This window comes from Hyunsoonleella aquatilis, from assembly GCF_014270105.1.
GTDB lineage: Bacteria > Bacteroidota > Bacteroidia > Flavobacteriales > Flavobacteriaceae > Jejuia > Jejuia aquatilis.
Genome location: NZ_JACNMF010000001.1, coordinates 476,233 through 498,403 on the forward strand (window position 1 = coordinate 476,233; position 22,171 = coordinate 498,403).

General features: G+C 37.3%; 9 protein-coding genes. 6 read left to right on the top strand and 3 right to left on the bottom strand.

Annotation, left to right across the window (positions count from 1 at the left end; all coding sequences use genetic code 11):
• Positions 1-251: 251 nt before the first annotated feature.
• Positions 252-2,903 carry a glycoside hydrolase family 3 C-terminal domain-containing protein gene (locus H7U19_RS02060; protein WP_186558173.1) on the bottom strand — a complete coding sequence of 884 codons (2,652 nt, stop codon included), beginning with the start codon at positions 2,901-2,903 and terminating at the stop codon, positions 252-254.
• 30 nt (positions 2,904-2,933) lie between these two features.
• Positions 2,934-3,833, bottom strand: coding sequence for a hypothetical protein (locus tag H7U19_RS02065; RefSeq protein WP_186558174.1), 900 nt, complete (start codon positions 3,831-3,833; stop codon positions 2,934-2,936).
• A 239-nt stretch (positions 3,834-4,072) separates the two neighbouring features.
• On the opposite strand from H7U19_RS02065, the gene H7U19_RS02070 reads away from it, so the two are divergent.
• From H7U19_RS02070 to H7U19_RS02085, 4 genes are all read left to right on the top strand, one after another.
• Complete coding sequence (locus tag H7U19_RS02070; RefSeq protein ID WP_186558175.1) at positions 4,073-8,125, top strand: hybrid sensor histidine kinase/response regulator transcription factor; 4,053 nt, start codon at positions 4,073-4,075, stop codon at positions 8,123-8,125.
• Between the two features lie 242 nt (positions 8,126-8,367).
• Positions 8,368-11,430 (top strand): SusC/RagA family TonB-linked outer membrane protein, encoded by a 3,063-nt coding sequence (locus H7U19_RS02075; protein ID WP_186558176.1) that lies wholly within the window; start codon positions 8,368-8,370, stop codon positions 11,428-11,430.
• 18 nt (positions 11,431-11,448) lie between these two features.
• A complete protein-coding gene (locus H7U19_RS02080) occupies positions 11,449-12,993 on the top strand; it encodes a RagB/SusD family nutrient uptake outer membrane protein (protein WP_186558177.1) in 1,545 nt (514 codons plus the stop codon).
• A gap of 107 nt (positions 12,994-13,100) precedes the next feature.
• Positions 13,101-16,415, top strand: a complete 3,315-nt coding sequence (locus H7U19_RS02085) for a CRTAC1 family protein (protein ID WP_186558178.1) — start codon at positions 13,101-13,103, stop codon at positions 16,413-16,415.
• A gap of 229 nt (positions 16,416-16,644) precedes the next feature.
• Here H7U19_RS02085 and H7U19_RS02090 read toward each other — a convergent pair whose 3' ends face one another.
• Positions 16,645-17,739, bottom strand: coding sequence for a glycoside hydrolase family 5 protein (locus H7U19_RS02090; protein WP_186558179.1), 1,095 nt, complete (start codon positions 17,737-17,739; stop codon positions 16,645-16,647).
• Positions 17,740-18,276: 537 nt separating this feature from the next.
• Here H7U19_RS02090 and bglX point away from each other — a divergent pair.
• Both bglX and H7U19_RS02100 read left to right on the top strand, forming a co-directional pair.
• Positions 18,277-20,526 carry a beta-glucosidase BglX gene (gene bglX, locus H7U19_RS02095; RefSeq protein WP_425489546.1) on the top strand — a complete coding sequence of 750 codons (2,250 nt, stop codon included), beginning with the start codon at positions 18,277-18,279 and terminating at the stop codon, positions 20,524-20,526.
• Between the two features lie 19 nt (positions 20,527-20,545).
• The gene (locus H7U19_RS02100) at positions 20,546-21,877 is read left to right on the top strand and encodes an endo-1,4-beta-xylanase (protein ID WP_186558181.1); all 1,332 of its coding nucleotides are present in this window, start codon (positions 20,546-20,548) and stop codon (positions 21,875-21,877) included.
• The last annotated feature ends 294 nt before the right edge of the window (positions 21,878-22,171 follow it).

The following is a 22,171-nucleotide window of genomic DNA, read 5'->3' on the forward strand; positions in this document are numbered from 1 at the left end:
TGAATTTGTAAGCTGGAATTTTTCATTTTCAAAGTGGAGTTTTGAGGGATATGCAATCCCTCCGTGGTCACGAGTAGCTAGTTCAATAAGAAAAAATGCCAAGTTTACTTGAGCATTTTTTTGTTTGAATTGTTTTCAAGACGGAGCTTTGAGGGATCTACAATCTTAATATGTGCAAAATTCGAAAAGAAAATATTAATCTAAATAATCGTTGCCAAAAGGTATTTCGGGTAATTTTGCAGGATTAATTATCAATTTAATTGAAACGCTTTTCCTGTGATTATCAGTTTTTCAGAAAGCACAGACCCATTTTTTATTCTTTCCTCAGAAGGCTGGGATCCACCAACAGATATTTGATATGCTCCCGGTTTAACAATTTTTTCTCCTTTGTTATTTGCAATGGATAACTGCTCCTTCTTGATTTTAAACTTTAAAGTTTTCTTTTCATCAGGCTCAAAAGAAAGGCGTTCAAAAGCCACTAATGTTTTATGAGGATTGTATTCATCTGCATTGGGATTCTCAATATATAATTGTATCACTTCTTCACCTTTTAAAGGGCCAACATTTTCAACTTCAACTTCAACAGTAAAATCAGTGCCAGCTTCAAGGTTTTTCGGTATTATAAAGTTGCTATATTTAAATTTGGTAAAGCTAAGGCCGTAGCCGAATTCATATAATGGGTCTCCTTTAAAATAACGATACGTTTTACCTTTCATTTTATAATCACTAAATGCAGGTATGTCGTTTATATCTTTATAAAAAGTTACAGGTAATCTTCCGGCGGGGTTGTAATCTCCAAAAATAACGTCAGCAATGGCAGTGCCTCCAGCTTGCCCAGGATACCATGCCTCAATAATTGCTGGAATATTTTGATTTTCCCAATTTATTGAAAGTGCGCTACCATTTAGTAATACTAAAATAGTAGGCTTACCAAGTGACTGAATTTTTTTAATTAAATCTGTTTGTGTCTTTGGTAATTTGGTGTTAACGCGATCTCCTCCTGAAAACCCATCAACTTTTACCTTCATTTCTTCACCTTCCAGCAACGGACTAATACCCATACATAAAACAACAGCGTCAGCATCTTTTGCAATGTTTAGTGCTTCTTGTTCTAAATTATCCTTAGGTGATTCCCAAAGCAAATGCATTAGGGAATGCTCTGTATTATCTTGAACACATTCAAATCGAATTTTATAATTCTTTCCAGCTTGTAGTTTTACATATTCATATAATTTTTTTGGGTGATGTACATCTTTTCGTTCTATCAAAAGCTTATCATCTAAAAATAGTTGAATGGATGAAAAAGCTTCACCGCCTAGGGCATAATTTCCTGTCTTGTTAACAGAAAGTATACCAGACCACCTTACGGAGTAGGCGTCATAAGCTATATCAGGAAAAGGAGGTGTAGTTCCCCATGTAAAATCTACGGTTTTGTCAATTCGAGTGTGTTTTGGTGTGCCTTCAAAAGCAATATTGTCATAATATTCAGCTTTTAAGCCTGCAATGCTCTTTGTTTTATCTGTAAATAATACTGTGCTTGGAATAGCTTCAAAAACAGGTAGTCCTTCAGCTAATTTACATCCTGTAGCGTAAACCACTTCAGCATTAGGTAATTTATTTTGTAACCCCTCTAGTGGTGTAATTGGTTCTTCGGGATAGCCATTGTAATTACCGAGTAATACCTCTAAGTCGTTTGCATTTGATCCAATTACTGCAACTTTTTTAATCTTATTTTTATCAAGTGGAAGTACGTTGTTATCGTTTTTTAATAACACCATAGATTTACGAGCAGTTTCAAGCGCGGCAAGCCTATGCTTTTCAGAGTCTACAGCGTCATAAGGGATGCTCTCATATTTAACGGCGCCTTCAGGTGCAAATAAGCCAAGTTTCAGTCGCGCTACCAACAGTCTTTTCAAAGAAACATCAAGTTCTGCTTCTGTAATTAGTCCATCTTTTACCGCTTGTACTAAAGCAGGGTATGAACTGCCGCAGTTTAAATCCGTTCCCGCTTTTACTGCGACGGCTGAGGCTTCTTTCGCATCGGCACTAATTTCGTGTGCCCCTTCATCATAAAAATCCCTGATAGCCCAACAATCGGAAACAATATAACCTTCAAAGCCCCAATCATCCCGTAATAGACTGCTTAATTTTTTGTTCCCACAACATGGTTCGCCATAGAAACTGTTATAAGCACACATAATTGAATATACATCGGCTTCTTTTACAACTTTTTCAAAATGAGGACTATAAGTGTTTAAAAAATCCTGAACACTTGGCTCCGCATTGAACCTATGCCGATCAACTTCAGGACCGCTATGCACAGCGAAGTGTTTTGCTGTTGCTACAAGCTTTAAATAATTAGGGTCGTCACCTTGAAGTCCTTTTATAAATCTTACTGCCAGTTCGCCGGCCAGGTAGGGGTCTTCCCCATAGGTTTCCATGCCCCGTCCCCATCTGGGATCTCTGAAAATATTAATATTCGGTGTCCAATATGTAAGGCCTTGATAGATGCCTCTTTTGCCTCGTGATGCAAATTCATGGTGTTTTGCACGGGCTTCATCTGAAATAATTTCAGATATTTTACTCATTTGATTTTTGTCAAACATGGCTGCCAAACCTATGGCTTGAGGAAAAACCGTAGCTTTTCCTGCACGGCCAACACCATGCAAACACTCGTTCCACCAATTGTATTCTGGTATCCCAAGTCTTTCAATGGCAGGAGATTCATAGCTCATTTGCCCAACCTTTTCTTCTAGGGTCATTTGAGCAATGAGCTCTTTGGCCTTTTTTTCAAAAGTTGGGGCTTCTTTATTTTCTTGGGTATTAGTTTGAGACTTGTCGTTAGAGCATGCTGTTATAATGCTCAAAACAAAAAGGAGCAGAATACGATTGTGAAAATTCATTAATTCTTTTTTAATTAGAGATGAATATAATTAAGGGCAAACACCCACATCGTCAAGATAGAATGTACCGGATACATCATCGCCGGGACTAATAAACATTTGAAACCTTATATACTGCCCTGTAGGAGTAAAAGGTGTAAAATCAGGGATGCCTAAAGCGCCCGAACCTGTAAAGCCGGCAGTGGCTGTTGCAAAATCAAACCTTAATTCCTCCCATCCTGTTCCTGTATGTATAAGATTAACTTCCGCTTCGCGCTCTGTGTTGTTGTTGGGATCCTGTTGTACGGTTAATCTCACTGGTATTTGTGTGTCTGACCAAAACTTGAGTCTTACAATTTTATCATCATTTTCACCATCACTGCTAAAATCTATTGGGCCATTCATTTGCACACCAAAACCATCAAAGTTTCCTCCACCGTCTTGCGTAATTTGTAAAACGTTGGAAACCTCGGGGTTTGCTCCTGATGGATCAGGGTTTTGAACTGTTGCAAGATCTACACCATTAAATCCAAAAGAGAACGCTATATTACCATTATCCCACGTGGCTGGCATGCTGAAAATTTGAGTACAGGGGTCAGCAGGTGGTATAACTTCAAAGAGTTGTTCAGTTACTTTACCATTTGGTGCAATTGCCCTAATTGTGACAAAAAAAGTTTCGTCAGATTCTGGGTATAGGTACATAACTTCTTTTTGAATGCCAATAAGAATGGGCGTGTTGTCACCAGGAAGTCCCGAAAGTACTTCAAAAGCCGTGGCTCCTATTGCAGTAGGACTTACAGTTACCTCGAATGGAGGTTCTGAATTATTGAAGGCTATATTTGCTTGAACACTTTGAGGGGCAGGCCCTTCCACGAGTATGGCATCAAATTCAACTTCTCTATTACAAGAGAATAATAATAAAGTTAGAACTATTAATAAAAACGGTCGCATAGTTATGGTTTATTTAAATTTATAGAACAAGATAGCCTTTTACTTGTTTTTAAAGGCATTTAAGCATTTGCGAATAATGTTTTTGCAACATTTGAGGTTTAAAATGCTACATATTTTATTGTAATTAGTTTTAAATTACATTTATTTCACCACTAAATGCAACAAAATTTATGATAATCATGAAAAGTCATTTTCTGAAATTTTATAGAAATATACTGTTAGTCATATTCATTTTAAATATGATTGATAGTTATTCCCAAATTGACTTTACTACTTTGGAGTTCAATATGGTTGAAAAAAATATATTTCAACGCCCAATCACTTCAATAGTTCATGACAGGCATGGCTTTTTATGGATAGGTACCGATGGTGCTGGCTTGTATAAATATAATGGTTTCTCTTATACCTATTTTGGTCATCATATAGATGACCAAAATAGTATTAACAGTAATTCTATAACGGCGATGTTTCTGGATAGTGCTGGGCAATTATGGATAGGAACGGATGCCGGATTGTGTGCATATAACGAAAAGCAGAATTCATTTAAGCGGTTTAACTCTGTGTATTTTAACAGTTCAGAAAACGCTTATGTTAGTGTCTTGAGTTTCGCTGAATACGAAAACAGGTTTCTTGTAGGTACTTATGATGGTATCATGGTGTTGGATGTGGAGAGTGGTCTGTTAAAGGATTACGGATTAGAAGGACATGGGGTTTTGGATTTACAGTTTTCTGCGAAGGGGAATTTGTACGCAGCTACAGATCTCGGGTTAAAAGTGGAGCGATATCATCAATTGGGGGGGTTTGAGGAAGTAAATCTGGTTGATGGTGTTTTACAGGAACATGTAACGAGCCTGCACGTTGATAAACGCGAGGTTCTGTGGGTCGGAACATTAAAAAGTGGGACATTTAAAGCTGATTTGAAAAAATCACTTATTGCTTTTGATAAGTTAGATATACCTAATAGTGCCACCATGGACATTATAAGTGGCTTAGACCAGGTTTTTGTGTCCGTAGAAAATGAAGGTCTGTTCGTTTTGGATCAAGCAGGAGAATTAGTAAAGCACTATTGGTATAGCGTTAAGAATAGAAATGGCGTTGGTTCAGATTCTGTTTGGTCTATGTTTTTAGATAATGAAAATAGGCTATGGCTGGGTTATTACGAAAATGGCTTAGGCTTTTTCGATGAACACTATAATAAGTTTGAGTCTGTCGTAAGGAAGGAGGAGGGAAATAGCATTCATACCAATGAAATAAAGGCTTTTGCTAAAACAGAGGAAGGGAATATATGGATAGCGCAAATAAATGGAATTGATATTTTAAATGCTACTACTGGTACTATAACCAATGTTTACGGTAATGAAAGCTCAGAATATACGGGCCTGAAAAAAGGGCTGTATATTGAGGATGTTTTTATCGATAGCAGAGGTAATATTTGGGTGGCAACCTGGGGAGATGGGCTTTTTTTTCTAAAAAAGGGGGGTAAAACTTTTGTAAACTTCAATAAAGTAAATACTTCTGGAGTTCTAAAAACCAATAAAGTGAGGTGTTTTGCTGAAGATGGTAGCGGTAAGGTTTGGATAGGTTCTTTTTTGGAGGGTGTATTTTACTTTGATTATAGTACAGGAAAAATTCATTCGCCAAGTGGGGAGTTTTATGCTGGTTCAGAAGTTGTAAACAAGGATGTTAAGGTAATGCACAACGATAGTTCTGGTTATATATGGGTAGGAACATCGTCAGGGCTTTATCACATCGAAAACCAAAACAATAGTGAATACCTTGTTACAGCCCATAACGACTCCATTTCATCTAAATTTGCTGGTCATCCAAGTTCTAATAGGATTTTAGATATCTATGAAACACAAGATGGAACGCTATGGTGTGGCACAAATGGAGGGGGTTTATTTGAGTTTAAAAGAAACAAGAAACGTTTTGAGTCCTTTCAACTCGAAGGGTTCGATCTTTCATTTGTAAATACCATTTTTGAACCTGTAAAGAACGAATTGTGGGTTAGTAGTAAACAGGGAGTTCTGAAAATTAATCGAGAAACCAAGGATGTTGTCCAGTTCACTACAAATGATGGGTTGCTTGAAAACTTTTTGACAGATCGAGCGGCAATATTAGATAATAATAACAATTTATACTTAGGAACAAAGAGTGGTGTTAATATTATAAATCCACAAAATATAGCCTACAACCCTTATTTAGCTAAGCCCTATCTTAAAGGTGTAAAATTATTTAATAAACGTGTAAATAAAAGCGATAAGGATAGCCCTTTAGCTATTAAAAGTGATACTAACATAATATCCTTAAAGCATGATCAGCGTGTTGTTACCATAGACTATGGTGCCATTAGTTTTACCAGGCCAGAAAAAAATCAATATGCCTATCTTTTAGAGGGTTTTGAAGAAGATTGGAATTACGTTGGGTCTAAAATGAACGCTACTTACACCAACCTTGAGCCAGGAGATTATACATTTAAGTTAAAAGCTTCAAACAATGACAATGTATGGAATGATGCCTCTGCCATTCTCAAAATACAGGTGCAATCTCCATGGTGGAAAACGATATGGGCCTACATTGCGTACGTTCTTTGTTTAGGTTTTTTAGTTTTCATTGGGATGTATTATTACCGCAAACGCGTAAATGAAAGAAACACTTTTAGGCTTGAAAGAGAGCGAAGAAAACAAAAAGTGGAACTGCAACAGCAAAAGCTTCAATTCTTTACAAATATTTCACACGAGTTTAGAACACCACTTACCTTAATAATAAACCCTATAAAGGAGCTTATAGAAACGCAAAACTCAGAGGTATCAAAACCTGTCCAACAAAAATATCATATCATTTATAAAAATGCTGAACGCCTTTCCAGATTAATTAATGAGCTAATGGATTTTAGAAAGCTGCAATCCAACAAGCTTCAATTAAAAGTAAGTCAATTCAATATTGTAAAAAGCACCAAGAATATTCTTAGTTTTTTTAACGAAGAATCCAAGAGAAGGTCAATTCAACTAGATTTAAAATACGAAAATGTAGAATTTAATATTTGGGCGGATAAAGGGATATTGGATAAGGTATTATTTAACTTGTTATCAAACGCCTTTAAGGTTACGCCCAACAAGGGAAAAATCAGAGTAAGGATTGTTTCTGTAAATAAAAAGGTACTGCCTTTGATAAATAAAGATGTGCCTGTACCAGTTGTAGAAATTAGTGTAAAGGATAATGGTCCGGGGATAGACCAAAAAGATTACAATAGAATTTTTGAAAGATTTTATCAAGTAGGAGAACTAAATAAGTCATACTATGGAAGTACTGGCGTTGGTTTAGATATGGTTAAAGATTTTATTAAGCTCCATAAGGGTTTGATAGAGGTAGAGAGCGAATTGGGGAAAGGATCTATTTTTAAGGTATTCTTACCTTATGGAAAAGAGTATTTTGAAGCTGATGAATTTTCTTTGAGGCAAACAGATAGAATCATGCCATTACCTGCAAACTTAGAACCTAAAACCTATAGCATTGAAGATATTCTTTCAGAAAAAGAGTTGAAAAAAAAGTTGCTTATTGCAGAGGATAATGTGGATCTTCAAGATTACCTGGTATCAATTTTAAAAGAAGAATACGATTTGGTTGTTGCATCAGACGGTCAAGAAGGGTGGCTTAAAACTATGGAGCATGCCCCCGATATAATTATTTCAGACTTGATAATGCCGATTATGGATGGTATCGAGTTTTGTAAAAAAGTTAAGAATGACCCTAACCTAAGCAGGATACCTGTAGTAATACTTACAGCAAAAAACCTTAGCGAAGATAGGATAAAGGCAATAAAAGGAGGTGCCGATGCCTACGTTGTTAAGCCTTTTGATAATAACGAGCTAATGGTGATTCTAGAGGAGCTTCTGTCAAAAAGCGAAAAACTAACCGAGAAAAATGCTCATACAGCTTCTTTAAATGAAGACAAGAAGGAGGCAGATTTAGATAATGACTTTATTCAAAAAGTTCTAGGATTTATATCTGAAAATATTGAAAACCCTGCTTTAAACGTAGAAAAACTGTCTTCTCACCTTTGTTTAAGTAGGAGTCAGGTTTATCGAAAGATAAAATTATTAACGGGCTTGTCGCCTATACAGTTTATCAGACGGGTAAGGTTAGAAAGGTCTAAGGTGATTTTTCAAAATGATAAAAATATAAATGTGAGTGAAGTGGCCCATAAGGTAGGTTTCCTGTCTGCATCATATTTTACAGTATGTTATAAAAAGCAGTTTGGAGAGTTGCCCAAGGGCAAGAAAATTGACTAAAAACTTTTTTGGTTTACACTTTATGTTGAGCCTGTGTCCTTTTTTAAAAAACGCTATAAAACATAACTATTTCTAGAAAATGTTTAAATGCAACATTTGAAATATTTATTGCATCAAATAAAATGCTCCTATTGCAATTACTAAATATAACTTGCAATCAACAAAAGTTTTAGACGTCAATAACTTGATTTTTGTCAAGATAAAAACCACAAACTAAAGCTATCTAATCTAAACTAACTAACATGAAATTAAAGAACTTATGTGCTGTTTTCTTTTTGGCTATTGCAGGTCAGATGTTTGGCCAAACGGTTACTGGATCAGTTACTTCAAATGGAGGTCCATTACCTGGCGCTAATGTTACAGTAAAAAATCAATCTAAAGGTGTTGTTACGGATTTTGACGGAGCGTACACGCTCGATAATCTTAGTAATGGCGATGTTATTTTGTATTCTTTCGTTGGATTTATTTCTAAAGAAGTAACATATTCAGGTCAAAAAGAGATAAACGTTTTTCTGGATGAAGACTTGGTCGGTCTGGATGAGGTGGTAATTGTAACCTACGGGAAGCAAAGAAACACACCTGTTTCTGTTGTAAAATCTGAAGACCTTAGTGAATTTCCAACGGCAGATTTGGGTCAAGCGTTGCAAGGTCGAGCCGCTGGTGTAACCATTACAAATGGAGGTTCTCCAGGATCACAAACCCTGATACAAATACGCGGGGTTAACACATTTGGAGATGGTACGCCACTGTATGTTATTGACGGTGTTTTTACCAATAGCATCAATAGTTTGGATATGTCAAGTGTAGAGAAGGTTGATATTTTAAAGGATGCAGCCTCTCTAGCCGTTTATGGTTCAAGAGGAACTAATGGTGTAGTTTTAATAACAACCAAAAAAGGTAAGGTAGGTAAGGCATCCTTTACAGTGCAGGCCTCTACAGGAATTCAGGAATTTAACAGAAGGTACGACCTTATGAATACTGCGCAGTATATTCAATTCTTGAGAGAAGTAAATGCACTAGCAGGACAAAATGGAGGGCCAGATTTTCCGATAGAGAGAGTAAATGATGATCCCTTATTTGATGGTAATGGTATAGATACCGATTGGCAGGATGCCTATTTTAGACAAGCACCTATGTATAACATTAGTGCTAATATAAATGGGGGTAGTGAAAAAGCTAAATTTAATGTAGGCATTTCAAGGCTTAGTCAGGACGGTGTGTATATAGACACCGGTTTTGAAAGAACAACAGTGAATATTAATACAGATGCGAGCATTGCAGACTGGATGGATATTGGGCAAACCTTGGCTTTAGCGCAAAGCGAAACCATCTTTCCTGAAAGAGCGGAAGGTAGAGACCCTTTGCAGAACATTATCGGGCAGGCACCTTATGTACCTATTATTGACGAAAATGGTCTTTTTGGTGGAACTGATTCAGGAGATCTAAACGATTCAAGAAATCAAGTGCGAATTCAGAATACAAATGATAACTTAAATAGGTTTTCTTCTGTTATTGGTAGTATATACGCCAATATTAAATTAGCCAAAGGACTCACATTCAGAACTCAGTTTGGGCTTAATGCTAATTTAACGCTCGTGGATGCTCAGAATAGAAGTTTTGCAGAATCGGGAGGTAGATTTGAAAACCCCATAAATTTTATTTCCAAGACCAGACGAACAGTTGTTCAGACGGTACTTACTAATACTTTAGCTTATGATAGGGATTTTGACAAACACTCTGTCAATTTTTCGGCTGTTTCAGAGCGAATGCAAATTAAAACAGAATCGGCATCTATTTCTGATAATAATATAGAATCGCCAAACCTTACCGAGGTGTTTTCTCCTAACGCTAGGGCTACATCCTTATTATTGGAAGATAATTTGAATTCTATACTGTTTCTTGGAGGTTATGAGTTTGATAATAGGTATTCTGTAAGTGTTTCTGGACGAAGAGATACATTTTCCCGTTTCGCACCCGGAAATGCGTCCCAATGGTTTTTTTCTGGATCTTTAGGTTGGGATGTAACCAAAGAGTCCTTTTTTAAGGTGGATTGGATTAATAGTTTAAAGTTAAGAGCCAGTTACGGCGAAACTGGAAATAACAGAACAGGAAACACCTTAAATCCATTCACATCTACGCTAGGTGTAAATCAACCTTATGTTATAGGAAATGAGACAGTTACAGGTATTACTCCCAATAATTTACCAAACCCCGATATCTTATGGGAAACTCAAATTAAGCAAAATTATGGTTTTAATCTTGGCCTATTAAACGACCAGATCCAAATTGGTGTTGATTATTATAAAAACAAAAGTGAAGATCTTTTAGTTCCAGTAGACACAGAGCCTAGTTCTGGAGTCCTTGGTAATAATTTAACAGGTGTTTCTGTAACGCGTAATATTGGAATTGTAGAAGTTGATGGTTTTGAAGTTACGTTGGGTTACAATGATTATGAAGGCGAGTTTAAATGGAATTTTTGGGCTAATGTAACAACAAACCAAAGTACTGTGACAAGGTTAGACGGCGTTAATAATGAACCAGTAGAAAGAGCAAGACTTAATCCTCCGTTTGCTGCACCTCTGAATAGATTGGCGCTTAATGAAGCACCTTTTCACTTTTTTGGTTTAGTGGCAGATGGAGTATATTCTACACAAGATGAGGTAGATGCGTATTTGCCTAATAACAACGATACTGCCGTACCAGTACAACCAGGCGATGTTAGGTATGTAGATATTAATGAAGATGGAAAAATTGACTTGGAGGACAGGGCAGTGATTGGAGATCCCAATCCTGATTTTACTTATGCTATTAATCTTAGGGCAGAATATAAAGGTTGGGATTTTAATGTGTTGTTCAATGGCGTACAAGGAGTTGATGCCTTCAATAGTAATATTTACTATTTAGAAGGGCTAGATAACGGATTGAATTACGGTACTCGTGTAATGCGCAGATGGCAAAATGAAGGAGATGTTACGGACATACCGAGGTTTAGGTTTGGTTCAAACGTCAATAACGAAATTTCATCCCGTTATGTTGAAGATGCTTCCTACCTTAGATTGAGAAACGTTACCATTGGTTATAACCTTCCCAGTAATTGGATAAATAAATCGGGCAATGGCATAATTAAAAAGCTAAGGATTTATGTACAAGGTCAGAATTTGTTAACTTTTACTGATTACACAGGTCTCGATCCAGAAATAGCGCCTTTTTATAATGCCCAAGGTCTTGTAGATGGGTTAGGAATTGATAGAAGTGCACAACCGAGACCAATTACCGTGTTGAGCGGCATTCAAATAGAATTTTAAATCAATAGAATTGTTAAGATGAAAAAAATTAGTAATTATTGTTTAAAGTGCGCAACGTTATTCTCTTTAGTTTTACTTGTGGCATGTGAAGACTATGTCGCTGTAGAGAATACTAACGCATTAAACCCTGAGATTTTCTTTGAGTCTCGAAGTCAAGTTGAAGCGGCGGTAAATGCAAGTTATAACCAATTCCAGACCTTATATCAACGGGTAGGTTATATTTTTCCAGACGCAATGTCTGATGAGGTGGTCTCTAGTGGAGATCCTAACTTTGCGCCTTATAATAGATTTGAGTTTAATGCAACCCTTGATAATATAGCATTGTATTGGACGGCTTGTTTTAATGGTATTGGCGCGTCTAATTTTGTTATACTCAATGAAGACAGGATGCGGGCTAATGCAGCAACTTCAGATTTTTCGGATGAAGATGTTGATAATGCCTTAGGGCAGGCCTATTTTTTAAGAGCACTATATTATTATTACCTAGTAAAGCGTTTTGGTGGGGTTCCTATCAAATCTGATGCTGTAAATACATTGTCATCTCAGCCAAGAGCTACAGCTGATCAGGTGTATAACCTAATTATAACAGATTTACAAGTGTCAACCAGATTAACCCTGCCAAAAGGAAGAACTGACGTAGGGCGAGTGACCAAAGAAGCCGCTTTTGCAATGCTGGGAAAAGTGTATTTACATAGGGAGATGTATCCAGAAGCAAAGGAAGCCTTTAGTAATGTTGTAAATCATAGTTTGCTTCCCATAGAGAATTATCGTGATAACTTTAGTGAAACTGGAGAGTATAATGATGAATCTATGTTTGAAGTAGGTTATAATGGAGAAGTAGGTACTGAAACAGAACGATGGGCTCAAACAGGTGTAGGCACATCAGAAGTAACGTTCCGATCTCAAGATTACACAGGTTGGGCTAATGCAAGGCCCTCTACTAAAATTATTGAAGAATTTGAAGAGGACGACCCTAGATTGGATGTTGCCATTCTTGTGGATGAAGAAAACACGTATGGTCCTGGTGATGCCCTTCAATTCCCGTGCCCCGGATGTGTCGGGGGACCAGTTTGGTATAAATTTTCACAATTATATGACAATCAAAATGTTTCTGAAAACAGCGGTGTTAACGTAAGAATATTGAGATATGCGGATGTTGTACTAATGCAAGCAGAAGTTGAAATGAACCTAAATAATAATGCGGGAGCTGTAGATTTCCTAAATCAGATAAGAGATAGAGCAGGCATGCCAAGATATGGCACGGCAACTATGGATGCGCGAGGTTATCCAGTAAACACAAAAGAACAAATTTTTAATGCTATTGTACATGAAAGATTTGTTGAACTGTGTGGAGAGCAGGTACGATTTGATGATTTGGTAAGATGGGATTTGGACGATCAGGAACTGTCCGTTTTCCCGGATGAAAACTTTGATAATCCAGATCCATCACTGCGAGTCACCAGAAATTATGATCCTTCAGTACACCGTGTTATGCCAATACCTCAGAATGAAATTGACGCCAACCCGGAAATAAGTGGAGGGGATCAAAATACAGGGTATTAAAGAGTTATTTGTTTAGTTTAATTTAGTTTAAAATGGGCGAAAGTTTTTCTTTTCGCTCATTTGTCTTTAATTTAAACATCTTAATAAAGGTTATTAAAGTGAAGATTATGTTGCGAGCAATTTTGATACTGCTTTTTGTGTCAACTGCACTAGGTTGTAGAGAAAATGATACTAATGAGCAAAACTTAAATAATGCTGTTAAGGAAAAGGTTTTTACTAAGCTTTTATCTAAGGATACGGGAATAACTTTTAAAAATCAGTTAGTTGAGAATGACACCATCAATTACTTTACTTATCCATATATATACATGGGTGGTGGTGTTTCTGCAGGGGATATTAATAATGATGGCCTTACCGATTTGTTTTTCACGGGCAATATGGTGGATAATAAGCTGTATCTCAATCAAGGAGGCCTCAAATTCAAAGATATCACTCTAGAATCTGGCCTTTCCGGAGATAGACGATGGTACACGGGTACAACCATGGCAGATGTTAATGGTGATGGCTTAATGGACATATATTGTTTGGCCTCAGGTCTTTTAGGAAACAAAAAAAACCAGCTTTTTATCAACCAGGGGGATAATACATTTATAGAAAGTGCAGCTAATTTTGGTTTAGATGACGCTGGAAATAGTGTTGACGCCACATTTTTTGATTTTGATAATGATGGTGATCTTGATGTTTACGTTGCCAACTATCCGATTACCCCATTTGAATACAATAGCTATCATTACAAGATGCGCATGGATAGGGTAACAGATTTAGAAACCGATAATTTGTATAGAAACGATGGTGGAAAATTCACTAAAATTACAAACAGTGCGGGTGTTAGGTTATATAGCCTTTCCTTGAGTGTAACAGCATCTGATATAAACAACGATGGCTGGATCGATCTTTATATTTCTAATGATTTTGGCACACCGGATTGCTTATATATCAACCAAAAAGATGGTACGTTTAAGGACGAAATCAAAAGCGCGACGGCACATACCTCGTTTTATGGTATGGGGGTAGATATAGCTGATTTTAATAACGATGGCCATGTAGATATTATCCAAATGGATATGGATGCTGCCCTAAACAGACGCTCCAAAGCGAATATGGCTAGTATGAATCCTGAGCTTTTTGCTAATATTGAACGCGTCGGGTTTCAGTACCAATTTATGCAGAATACGCTTCAACTTAATACAGGGTTTAATCATCAAGGGATTCCAAAATTTAAGGATATTTCGCGTTTAGCAGGTGTGTCTTCTACAGATTGGAGTTGGGCACCGCTGTTGGCCGATTTTGATAATGACGGCTATAAAGACCTGTTTGTTTCGAACGGTACGCGAAGAGAGATAAACAATAAAGACTATTTTGAGAGCCTTCGAGGTGAAAAAAAACATAAGGATAGTTTATTGATTAAAAGCCTTAACATCCCAACAGAACCTATCGATAATTATATTTTTAAGAATAATGGAGATCTTACATTTTCCAAAAGTAGTGCAGATTGGGGTATTGAAGGCAAGGGCTTTTCTAATGGTGCCGTTTATGTGGATTTGGATAATGATGGCGATTTAGAATTAGTTACGAATAATATTGATGATTATGCGTCTCTATTTGAAAATCATAGTGCACGCATTAACAACCATGTTACAATAGCGTTTAAAGGTAGTGCTAAAAACACCCATGGTATAGGCGCTAAAGTGCATCTTTACCATAACAACAAGCATCAAGTTCAGGAAGTGTCTCTAAGTCGCGGATTTCAGTCATCGGTTGCGCCAAAACTTCATTTTGGATTGGGTAAAGATGATACAATTGATAGTTTGATTGTGGTATGGCCGAATCAAAAAAGCCAAAAAATAACAGATGTCAAAATCAACACTGCAATATTCCTGGATGAGAATCAGGCCGAGGGAAGCCTTGAGAAAAATAATAGAAACATTGCGGGTCAGTTGTTTAAGAGCTACATGGACACTTTAGCTTTGTATAAGCACAAAGAAAATATTTATGACGATTTTAAAAAGGAAATCCTTTTGCCACATAAAACGTCTCAATTTGGTCCCGGTTTATCAGTGGGTGATTTAAATGGTGATGGTTTGGATGATTTTTATGTTGGCGCCGCATCAAAATACCCAGGAGGCTTATTTTTTCAGAAAGCTGACGGCACTTTTGAACAACAAAAATTTAAGATACTACTTGAGGATAGAAAACATGAAGATATTGGTTCGTTAATTTTTGACGCGGATAACGACGGCGATAATGACCTTTACATTGTTAGCGGTGGAAATGAATTTAAGAGTGGATCGCCGATGTTACAGGATAGACTTTATGTAAATAAAGGTAACGGTGAATTTATCAAAAGTTACAATGCATTACCGCCGATAAGCGAGAGTGGCAGTAGAGTTTACGCTTTTGATTTTGATAAGGATGGCGATCAAGATTTATTTGTGGGCGGCAGGCTTGTGCCTTCAAATTATCCGTACCCAGCTTCTAGTTATATACTCGAAAACATTAGTGAAGTGGATCAACCTAAATTTAGGAATATAACTCAGAAGGTTGCTCCTGAGTTAAGTAGAATTGGTTTAGTAACGGCTGCGCAATGGTTTGATTACGATAATGACGGTTGGGAGGACCTTGCTGTTACGGGGGAATGGATGAAGGTTAGGGTTTTTAAAAATGATAAAGGACAGCGTTTTACTGAATCTACTGAAAAACTCGGCTTGGATAAAACAAGAGGTTGGTGGTTTAGTTTAGTGGCTGATGATATTGATAATGACGGTGATATTGATTTAGTTGGAGGAAATCTTGGAGATAATTACAAGTACAAAGCTTCGGATGAGGCTACTTTTGATATCTACCTAAACGATTTTGATGGTAACAGAACTAACGATATCGTGTTAAGTTATTATAATGAAGGGAAACAGTATCCCGTTAGAGGTAGGGAATGCTCTTCTCAACAAATGCCATCAATTAAGAAGAAATTTAAAAATTACAATGAGTTCTCAACAGCAACGCTGGTAGATGTTTACAATGAGAAAAAACTTGAGAATGCGATACACTATCAAGTATCTTCATTTAAAAGTGCCGTATTTGTAAACGACAATGGTAAATTTGTTAGGCGCGACTTGCCCTTAAGGGCGCAAATTGCACCAGCCAATCAAATTTTGGTTAAAGACTTTGATGCAGACGGCATTAAGGATATGGTCCTTGCCGGTAATTTATATGCTTCGGAGGTTGAGACGCCTAGGGCAGATGCCGGTTATGGTACGTTTTTAAAAGGCGGAAAAGATTTAGGTTTTAAAACATTAAGTGCTGAAAAAACGGGACTTTTTATAGATGGAGATGTAAAGGACCTTGCCATGATTCAGGTACAAGGGAAGCCTTATATTATAGTGGCAAAAAACAATGATTTTTTGAAGTTTGTTGCTATACTCTAAAGAATTGCAGTTCCTGATACTTACGACAAGTGCTTCTGGCAAAAATGCTTAGTGATGCAAAAAATAAGTATGCCAGCGGATTTGCCCGCGTTAGGGTCCCGATAGCTATCGGGAGTAGTGGAAAGCCCACGGCGAAGGCCCGATAGGGCTACGCGAGGACTTGTAGCGGATAGCCCGACCCGCCCGATAGCTATTGGGAGGGTAACGCCCAAATATTTATAAAAGGTTGTTATTGTTGGTAGGCTTTTGTAATAACATCGGCTATATCATCGAAGGCCCAAGCTAAGTTTCGTCTGTTAAAGATGCCTAAATCGTCTTTAGATACTCCAATTTTACCATTGTCCCACCAAACACAGGGCATGCCTCTTTGTGCCGCGGCATTGGCGTAATATGCAGCATGCGTGATACGGTCAGATAAATTATTTAAGTTTCCTGAGCTCCATTCACCAAGTACTACAGGGATGCCACTATCGATAAACTTAGCTTTTATTTTATCCATTTCTGCATCCAAGGCTTGTTTGTCACTGTTGGTGCCCCAAGTTGTATCAGTGCCCCCCAATGTGAAAGGAAAAGGGAAATAAGAATGCAGAGAAACTATAGCCTTATCATCGTTATTAGGTATTTTTAAAGCATTTATGGCGACAGGGAAGGTACTTGCTGCGTATGTCGATATCATAACGTGTCTTGAAATATTATTCCCCCCGGTAGCTCTTATGGCGTCGAGACATACTTGGTGGTATTGGTTTACCACATCCCTGCCCTCTGCAGTCCCGCCCGTCCATTCCTGTGGGGTGTTTTCGTAACGGGGTTCGTTAAGTGTTTCAAAAATGAGATAATCACTATAATTTCTAAATCTAGTTGCAATTTGGGTCCATAATTTTGAGAGTCTATTTTTTACTTCGTTAGCTTTGGTATAGGTAGGAATGATCCAAGTATCTTCATGATGTGTGTTGAGGATAACATACATATTATTGGCCCTTGCATAATTAACGACCTCTTCCACACGATCTAACCACGCTTTGCTAACGGTATAATTTGGACTAGGCCCTTGGTGAAATCGCCATGTAACAGGTATTCTTATGGTTTTAAACCCCCTGTTTGCAATTGCATCAATCATATCCTTTGTGGTAACTGGGTTGCCCCAATGGGTTTCGGTGGGGCCTTCAGCATCAAGGCTGTTTCCTAAATTCCAGCCTATTTTCATTTCCGAAACGATTTCAAAAGAGGATATATTTCTCATCTCCCCATCATCAAATTCACTCGCAAAACCGTCATTTGTTTCAGGCGTTGTTTCCTCTTGTTCAGGTACAATGGTTATATTCATCCTAGGTTTTTCACAAGAAAGTATAATTGGAAAAACAAAAAAGACAATAAAATAGAACTTCATAGCATTGTTTTTTCATCACAAAGTTAGTTAAACAAAAGAATGGTTATCATCTGTAATGATGTAAATAGTGCTAGAAATGGCGCATATTTTTAAAATAAGAGTGTAGAGTGGTGACACGTAACTTACATATAGGAATATTTTTGTTGTTCAGAGGAAGCATTTGTAAGCAATTAACCTTAGCTTTAGAGGAATTAGTACCGCTCGGTTTAAATGTGTTAATTGGTTGCTGTTTTTTTCTCAACACTACGGTCTAAGTTGTTTTAAATTATATTTTGCACGTGAAATGTTGATACGCATCATTTGTTATATAAGTTGCGTTATATGGAATGGTAATTTTATTTGGAATACGATTAATTTCGATGTTTACTAATATGATGTTATAACTGAAAGTTATAAATGAATTGAAAAAGAATGAATTATTTAAATTTAAAAAATGAAATGGACAAATTTTTAAAGCACACTTTAAAATTTCTTATGATGGTAGTTATAACTGGAAGCTATGCGCAATCAAAGTCGCATTTGGACCAAAGTAAACCTATTGAAGAGCGTATCTCGCTTTTAATGAACCAAATGACTTTAGACGAGAAGGTAGGGCAAATGAATCAGTATAACGGGTCTTGGGATTTTACGGGGCCATTGCCAGAATCAGGGTCGGAAGAAGAAAAGTACGAGCACCTTAAAAAAGGCTGGGTAGGCTCCATGCTTAGTGTAAGAGGCGTAAAAGAGGTAAGGGCTGTACAAAAAATAGCTGTGGAAGAAAGTCGTTTGGGCATTCCGATTATTTTTGGTTTTGATGTGATTCATGGTTATAAGACACTGAGTCCTATTCCGTTGGCGGAAGCCGCTAGCTGGGATTTGGAAGCCATAAAAAAATCGGCTAGTGTTGCGGCTCAAGAAGCTTCGGCATCAGGTTTAAACTGGACTTTTGGGCCTAACGTTGATGTCGCCAATGACGCCAGATGGGGGCGTGTTATGGAAGGTGCGGGAGAAGATACCTATTTAGGAAGTAAAATTGCTACGGCCAGAGTTACAGGATTTCAAGGTGAAAACTTAGATGATACCAATACCATTGCCTCTTGTGCAAAGCATTTTGCTGCCTATGGTTACGCAGAAGCGGGTAGGGAGTATAATACCGTTGATATGAGTAGGTCAAAATTATATAATACTGTTTTGCCTCCTTTTAAAGCTGCCGTAGATGCTGGGGTTCGCACACTTATGAACTCTTTTAATACACTAAATGGTATCCCTGCAACCGGACATGTTTTTTTGCAAAGAGATATTTTGAAAGGCGATTGGGGTTTTGATGGATATGTAGTTTCAGATTGGGCTTCAATTTCTGAAATGATAACGCATGGTTACGCATTCGACGGTGCAGATGCTTCTGCCAAGGCAGTTATTGCAGGATCCGATATGGATATGGAATCGCACTTATATGTGAAAGAATTAGTGGGGTTAGTTGAGAATGGAACGGTTAAGGAAGCACTTATTGATGATGCGGTTAGAAGAATACTTCGAGTAAAATTTGAACTGGGGCTATTTGATGATCCTTACAAATATTGTGATGAAGCCAGAGAAAAAGCTACAATTGGTAACAAAGCGATTAATGAAGCTGTTTTGGATATGGCCAAAAAATCTATTGTGTTATTAAAAAACGAGGATAACCTATTGCCTTTAAAAAAATCAGGACAAAAAATAGCATTAATTGGAGCGTTGGCCGCCGATAAAAATAGTCCTTTAGGTAGTTGGAGAATTGCTGCTGATGATAATACTGCGGTATCTGTTTTAGAAGGTATGCAGCAATATAAAAATAACGAACTTGTGTACGAAAAAGGAACCGATGTGTCAATTGGTGCACAATTATTTGTTCAAGAAGTCAAGATAAATACCAATGATTTCTCTGGATTTGAAGCTGCAAAAAACGCTGCAAAAGATGCTGACGTTGTGGTGATGGTTTTAGGAGAAGTAGGTTTTCAAAGTGGTGAGGGCAGAAGTAGAACAGAATTGGGTTTACCAGGAAACCAACAGCAATTGCTGGAGGCTGTTTTTGAGGTGAATAAAAATATCGTTTTAGTATTGAATAATGGTCGTCCATTAGCTTTGCCTTGGGCTGCAGAACATATACCTGCCATAGTGGAAGCTTGGCAATTAGGCACACAGGCAGGAAATGCGGTGGCGCAAGTATTATATGGCGATTATAATCCAAGCGGTAAATTACCAATGTCTTTTCCAAGAAATGTGGGGCAATGCCCAATTTATTACAATAACCTAAGCACGGGTAGGCCGGTTAACTCGCAGGACAATGTATTCTGGTCACATTATATAGATGTTGAAAATAGCCCTCTTTTTCCTTTTGGTTTTGGGTTGAGTTATACGAATTTTGACTATAAGAACTTAAAACTAAGTAAATCTGAGTATAATAAAGGAGAAACTGTGGAGTTGAGTGTGGACGTCACAAATGTTGGTGATTTGGATGGAAAGGAAGTAGTGCAATTGTATATTAATGACCCTGTGGCGAGTATTGTAAGACCTGTTAAGGAATTAAAAGGTTTTGAATTAGTGGAGTTAAAAAAAGGGCAAACAAAAACCGTAACATTTACCTTAACCAATGAAGAATTAGGTTTTTACGATAATAATGGTGCTTATTTAGTTGAACCTGGAACCATTAATGTTATGGTAGGTAGGAGTTCAGAAAAAGGGCTGAAAGACAAATTTGAGTTAAAATAATTGCTGTAGATCCAATGCTATGAAAAATATAATAACTTTTTACAAGGTTGTTTTGCTTTTTGCAATAACAATTACAACTCTTGCTTGCTCCACCGATGACGACAGTGTGCCTCAAGACACGCCAACACCTATTGTTTTGTCTTTTGATGTATTAATATCAGAGCAAAATCCTTTTAGAGTCGCAGTAAATAATACCTCCACAGGAATAAGCGGATTAAGGACTTACTGGCAGTTTTTTTCAAACGGCCCCATAGTTGAAGACCAAGCAGGTCCTGAGACTTATGTTTACGATGCATCAGGCGATTATACAATAACGCTTACTGCAGAAGCACCAAACGGTGATGTTAGCACTAGTCAAGTAGTTTCTATTACTGGAGTGGCTCCTACGGATCCTGTACTTAAAGACGCTACTGATAAATTTTCAATAGGTATGGCGGTTAAATCAAATCTATTAGATGGAAGCCATGGTGAGATTTTAGTTCGAGAATTCAACAACCTTACTGCAGAATATGAAATGAAAATGAATATCATGTATCCTTCTCAGGGTAACTATGACTTTACAGCAGCTGATGCCATTGTGGACTATGGAATTGCCAACAACATGGATATTCATGGACATACGTTAATTTGGCATACTGCAACACCAGAATGGGTAGAAAATTTTGCTGGTACGGATGAGGAGTTTGAAACTATGATTAAAGATTATATTACAACGGTATTAACCCGTTATGCTGGTAAAGTAAGGTCTTGGGATGTTGTAAACGAAGCAGTAGAGGATGGCACTAATCAATTGAGAAATTCTGTCTTTAGAAGACGTATGGGGGATAACTATATTGAAAAATGTTATCAGTTTGCGAGGGATGCAGATCCGAACGTACTCCTCTTCTATAATGACTATAACATAACATTTGATGCAGGTAAGCAAGCTGCAATGTTTGCTATTGTAGATGATCTGTCCTCAAAAAATCTAATTGATGGGGTTGGTGCTCAAATGCACATATCTTATAATTTTCCATCTGCTGCCCAGATACAGAGTGTAGTTAATGGGACTGTGTCAAGAGGACTAAAAATGCATTTCTCTGAGCTTGATATCAGGGCAAACCCAAATAATGATATTACCTCCTTAACCGATGCAAGAGCGACAGCACAACAAAACAAGTATAGAGAGGTTGTTGAAATTTATGATGCTATGCCTGATGCCAATAAATTTGCATTAACCATTTGGGGTATGCGAGACAACGAAACTTGGCTGATTGATTTTTGGGGACAACCAGATTGGCCATTATTGTATGATTCCAATTTCAACTCTAAAAAAGCCTATACAGGTTTTTTAGATGGATTAAGTAATTAATAATACCAGAGTTACGATGCAGGTGATATGTTTCCCGAATACTACGTGAGAGTATATTAGTTATTTGGAGCTATGATTTTGCTGAACGCAGAATTCAATTGGGTAATGTGGTATTATCAGTAAACTATTACCTTGTCTTTATGTGTGGTTGTCAAAATACACCATATTTTCAAATCTTATCGATTTAAGGTATCCATCTGATCACTTCTCTGTATTGGTGTCATTTACCATTTCGATATTTACCATGCCCTTATCGAGGGCGCTTCGAAAACATTAATTTTCAAAAGGAAAATA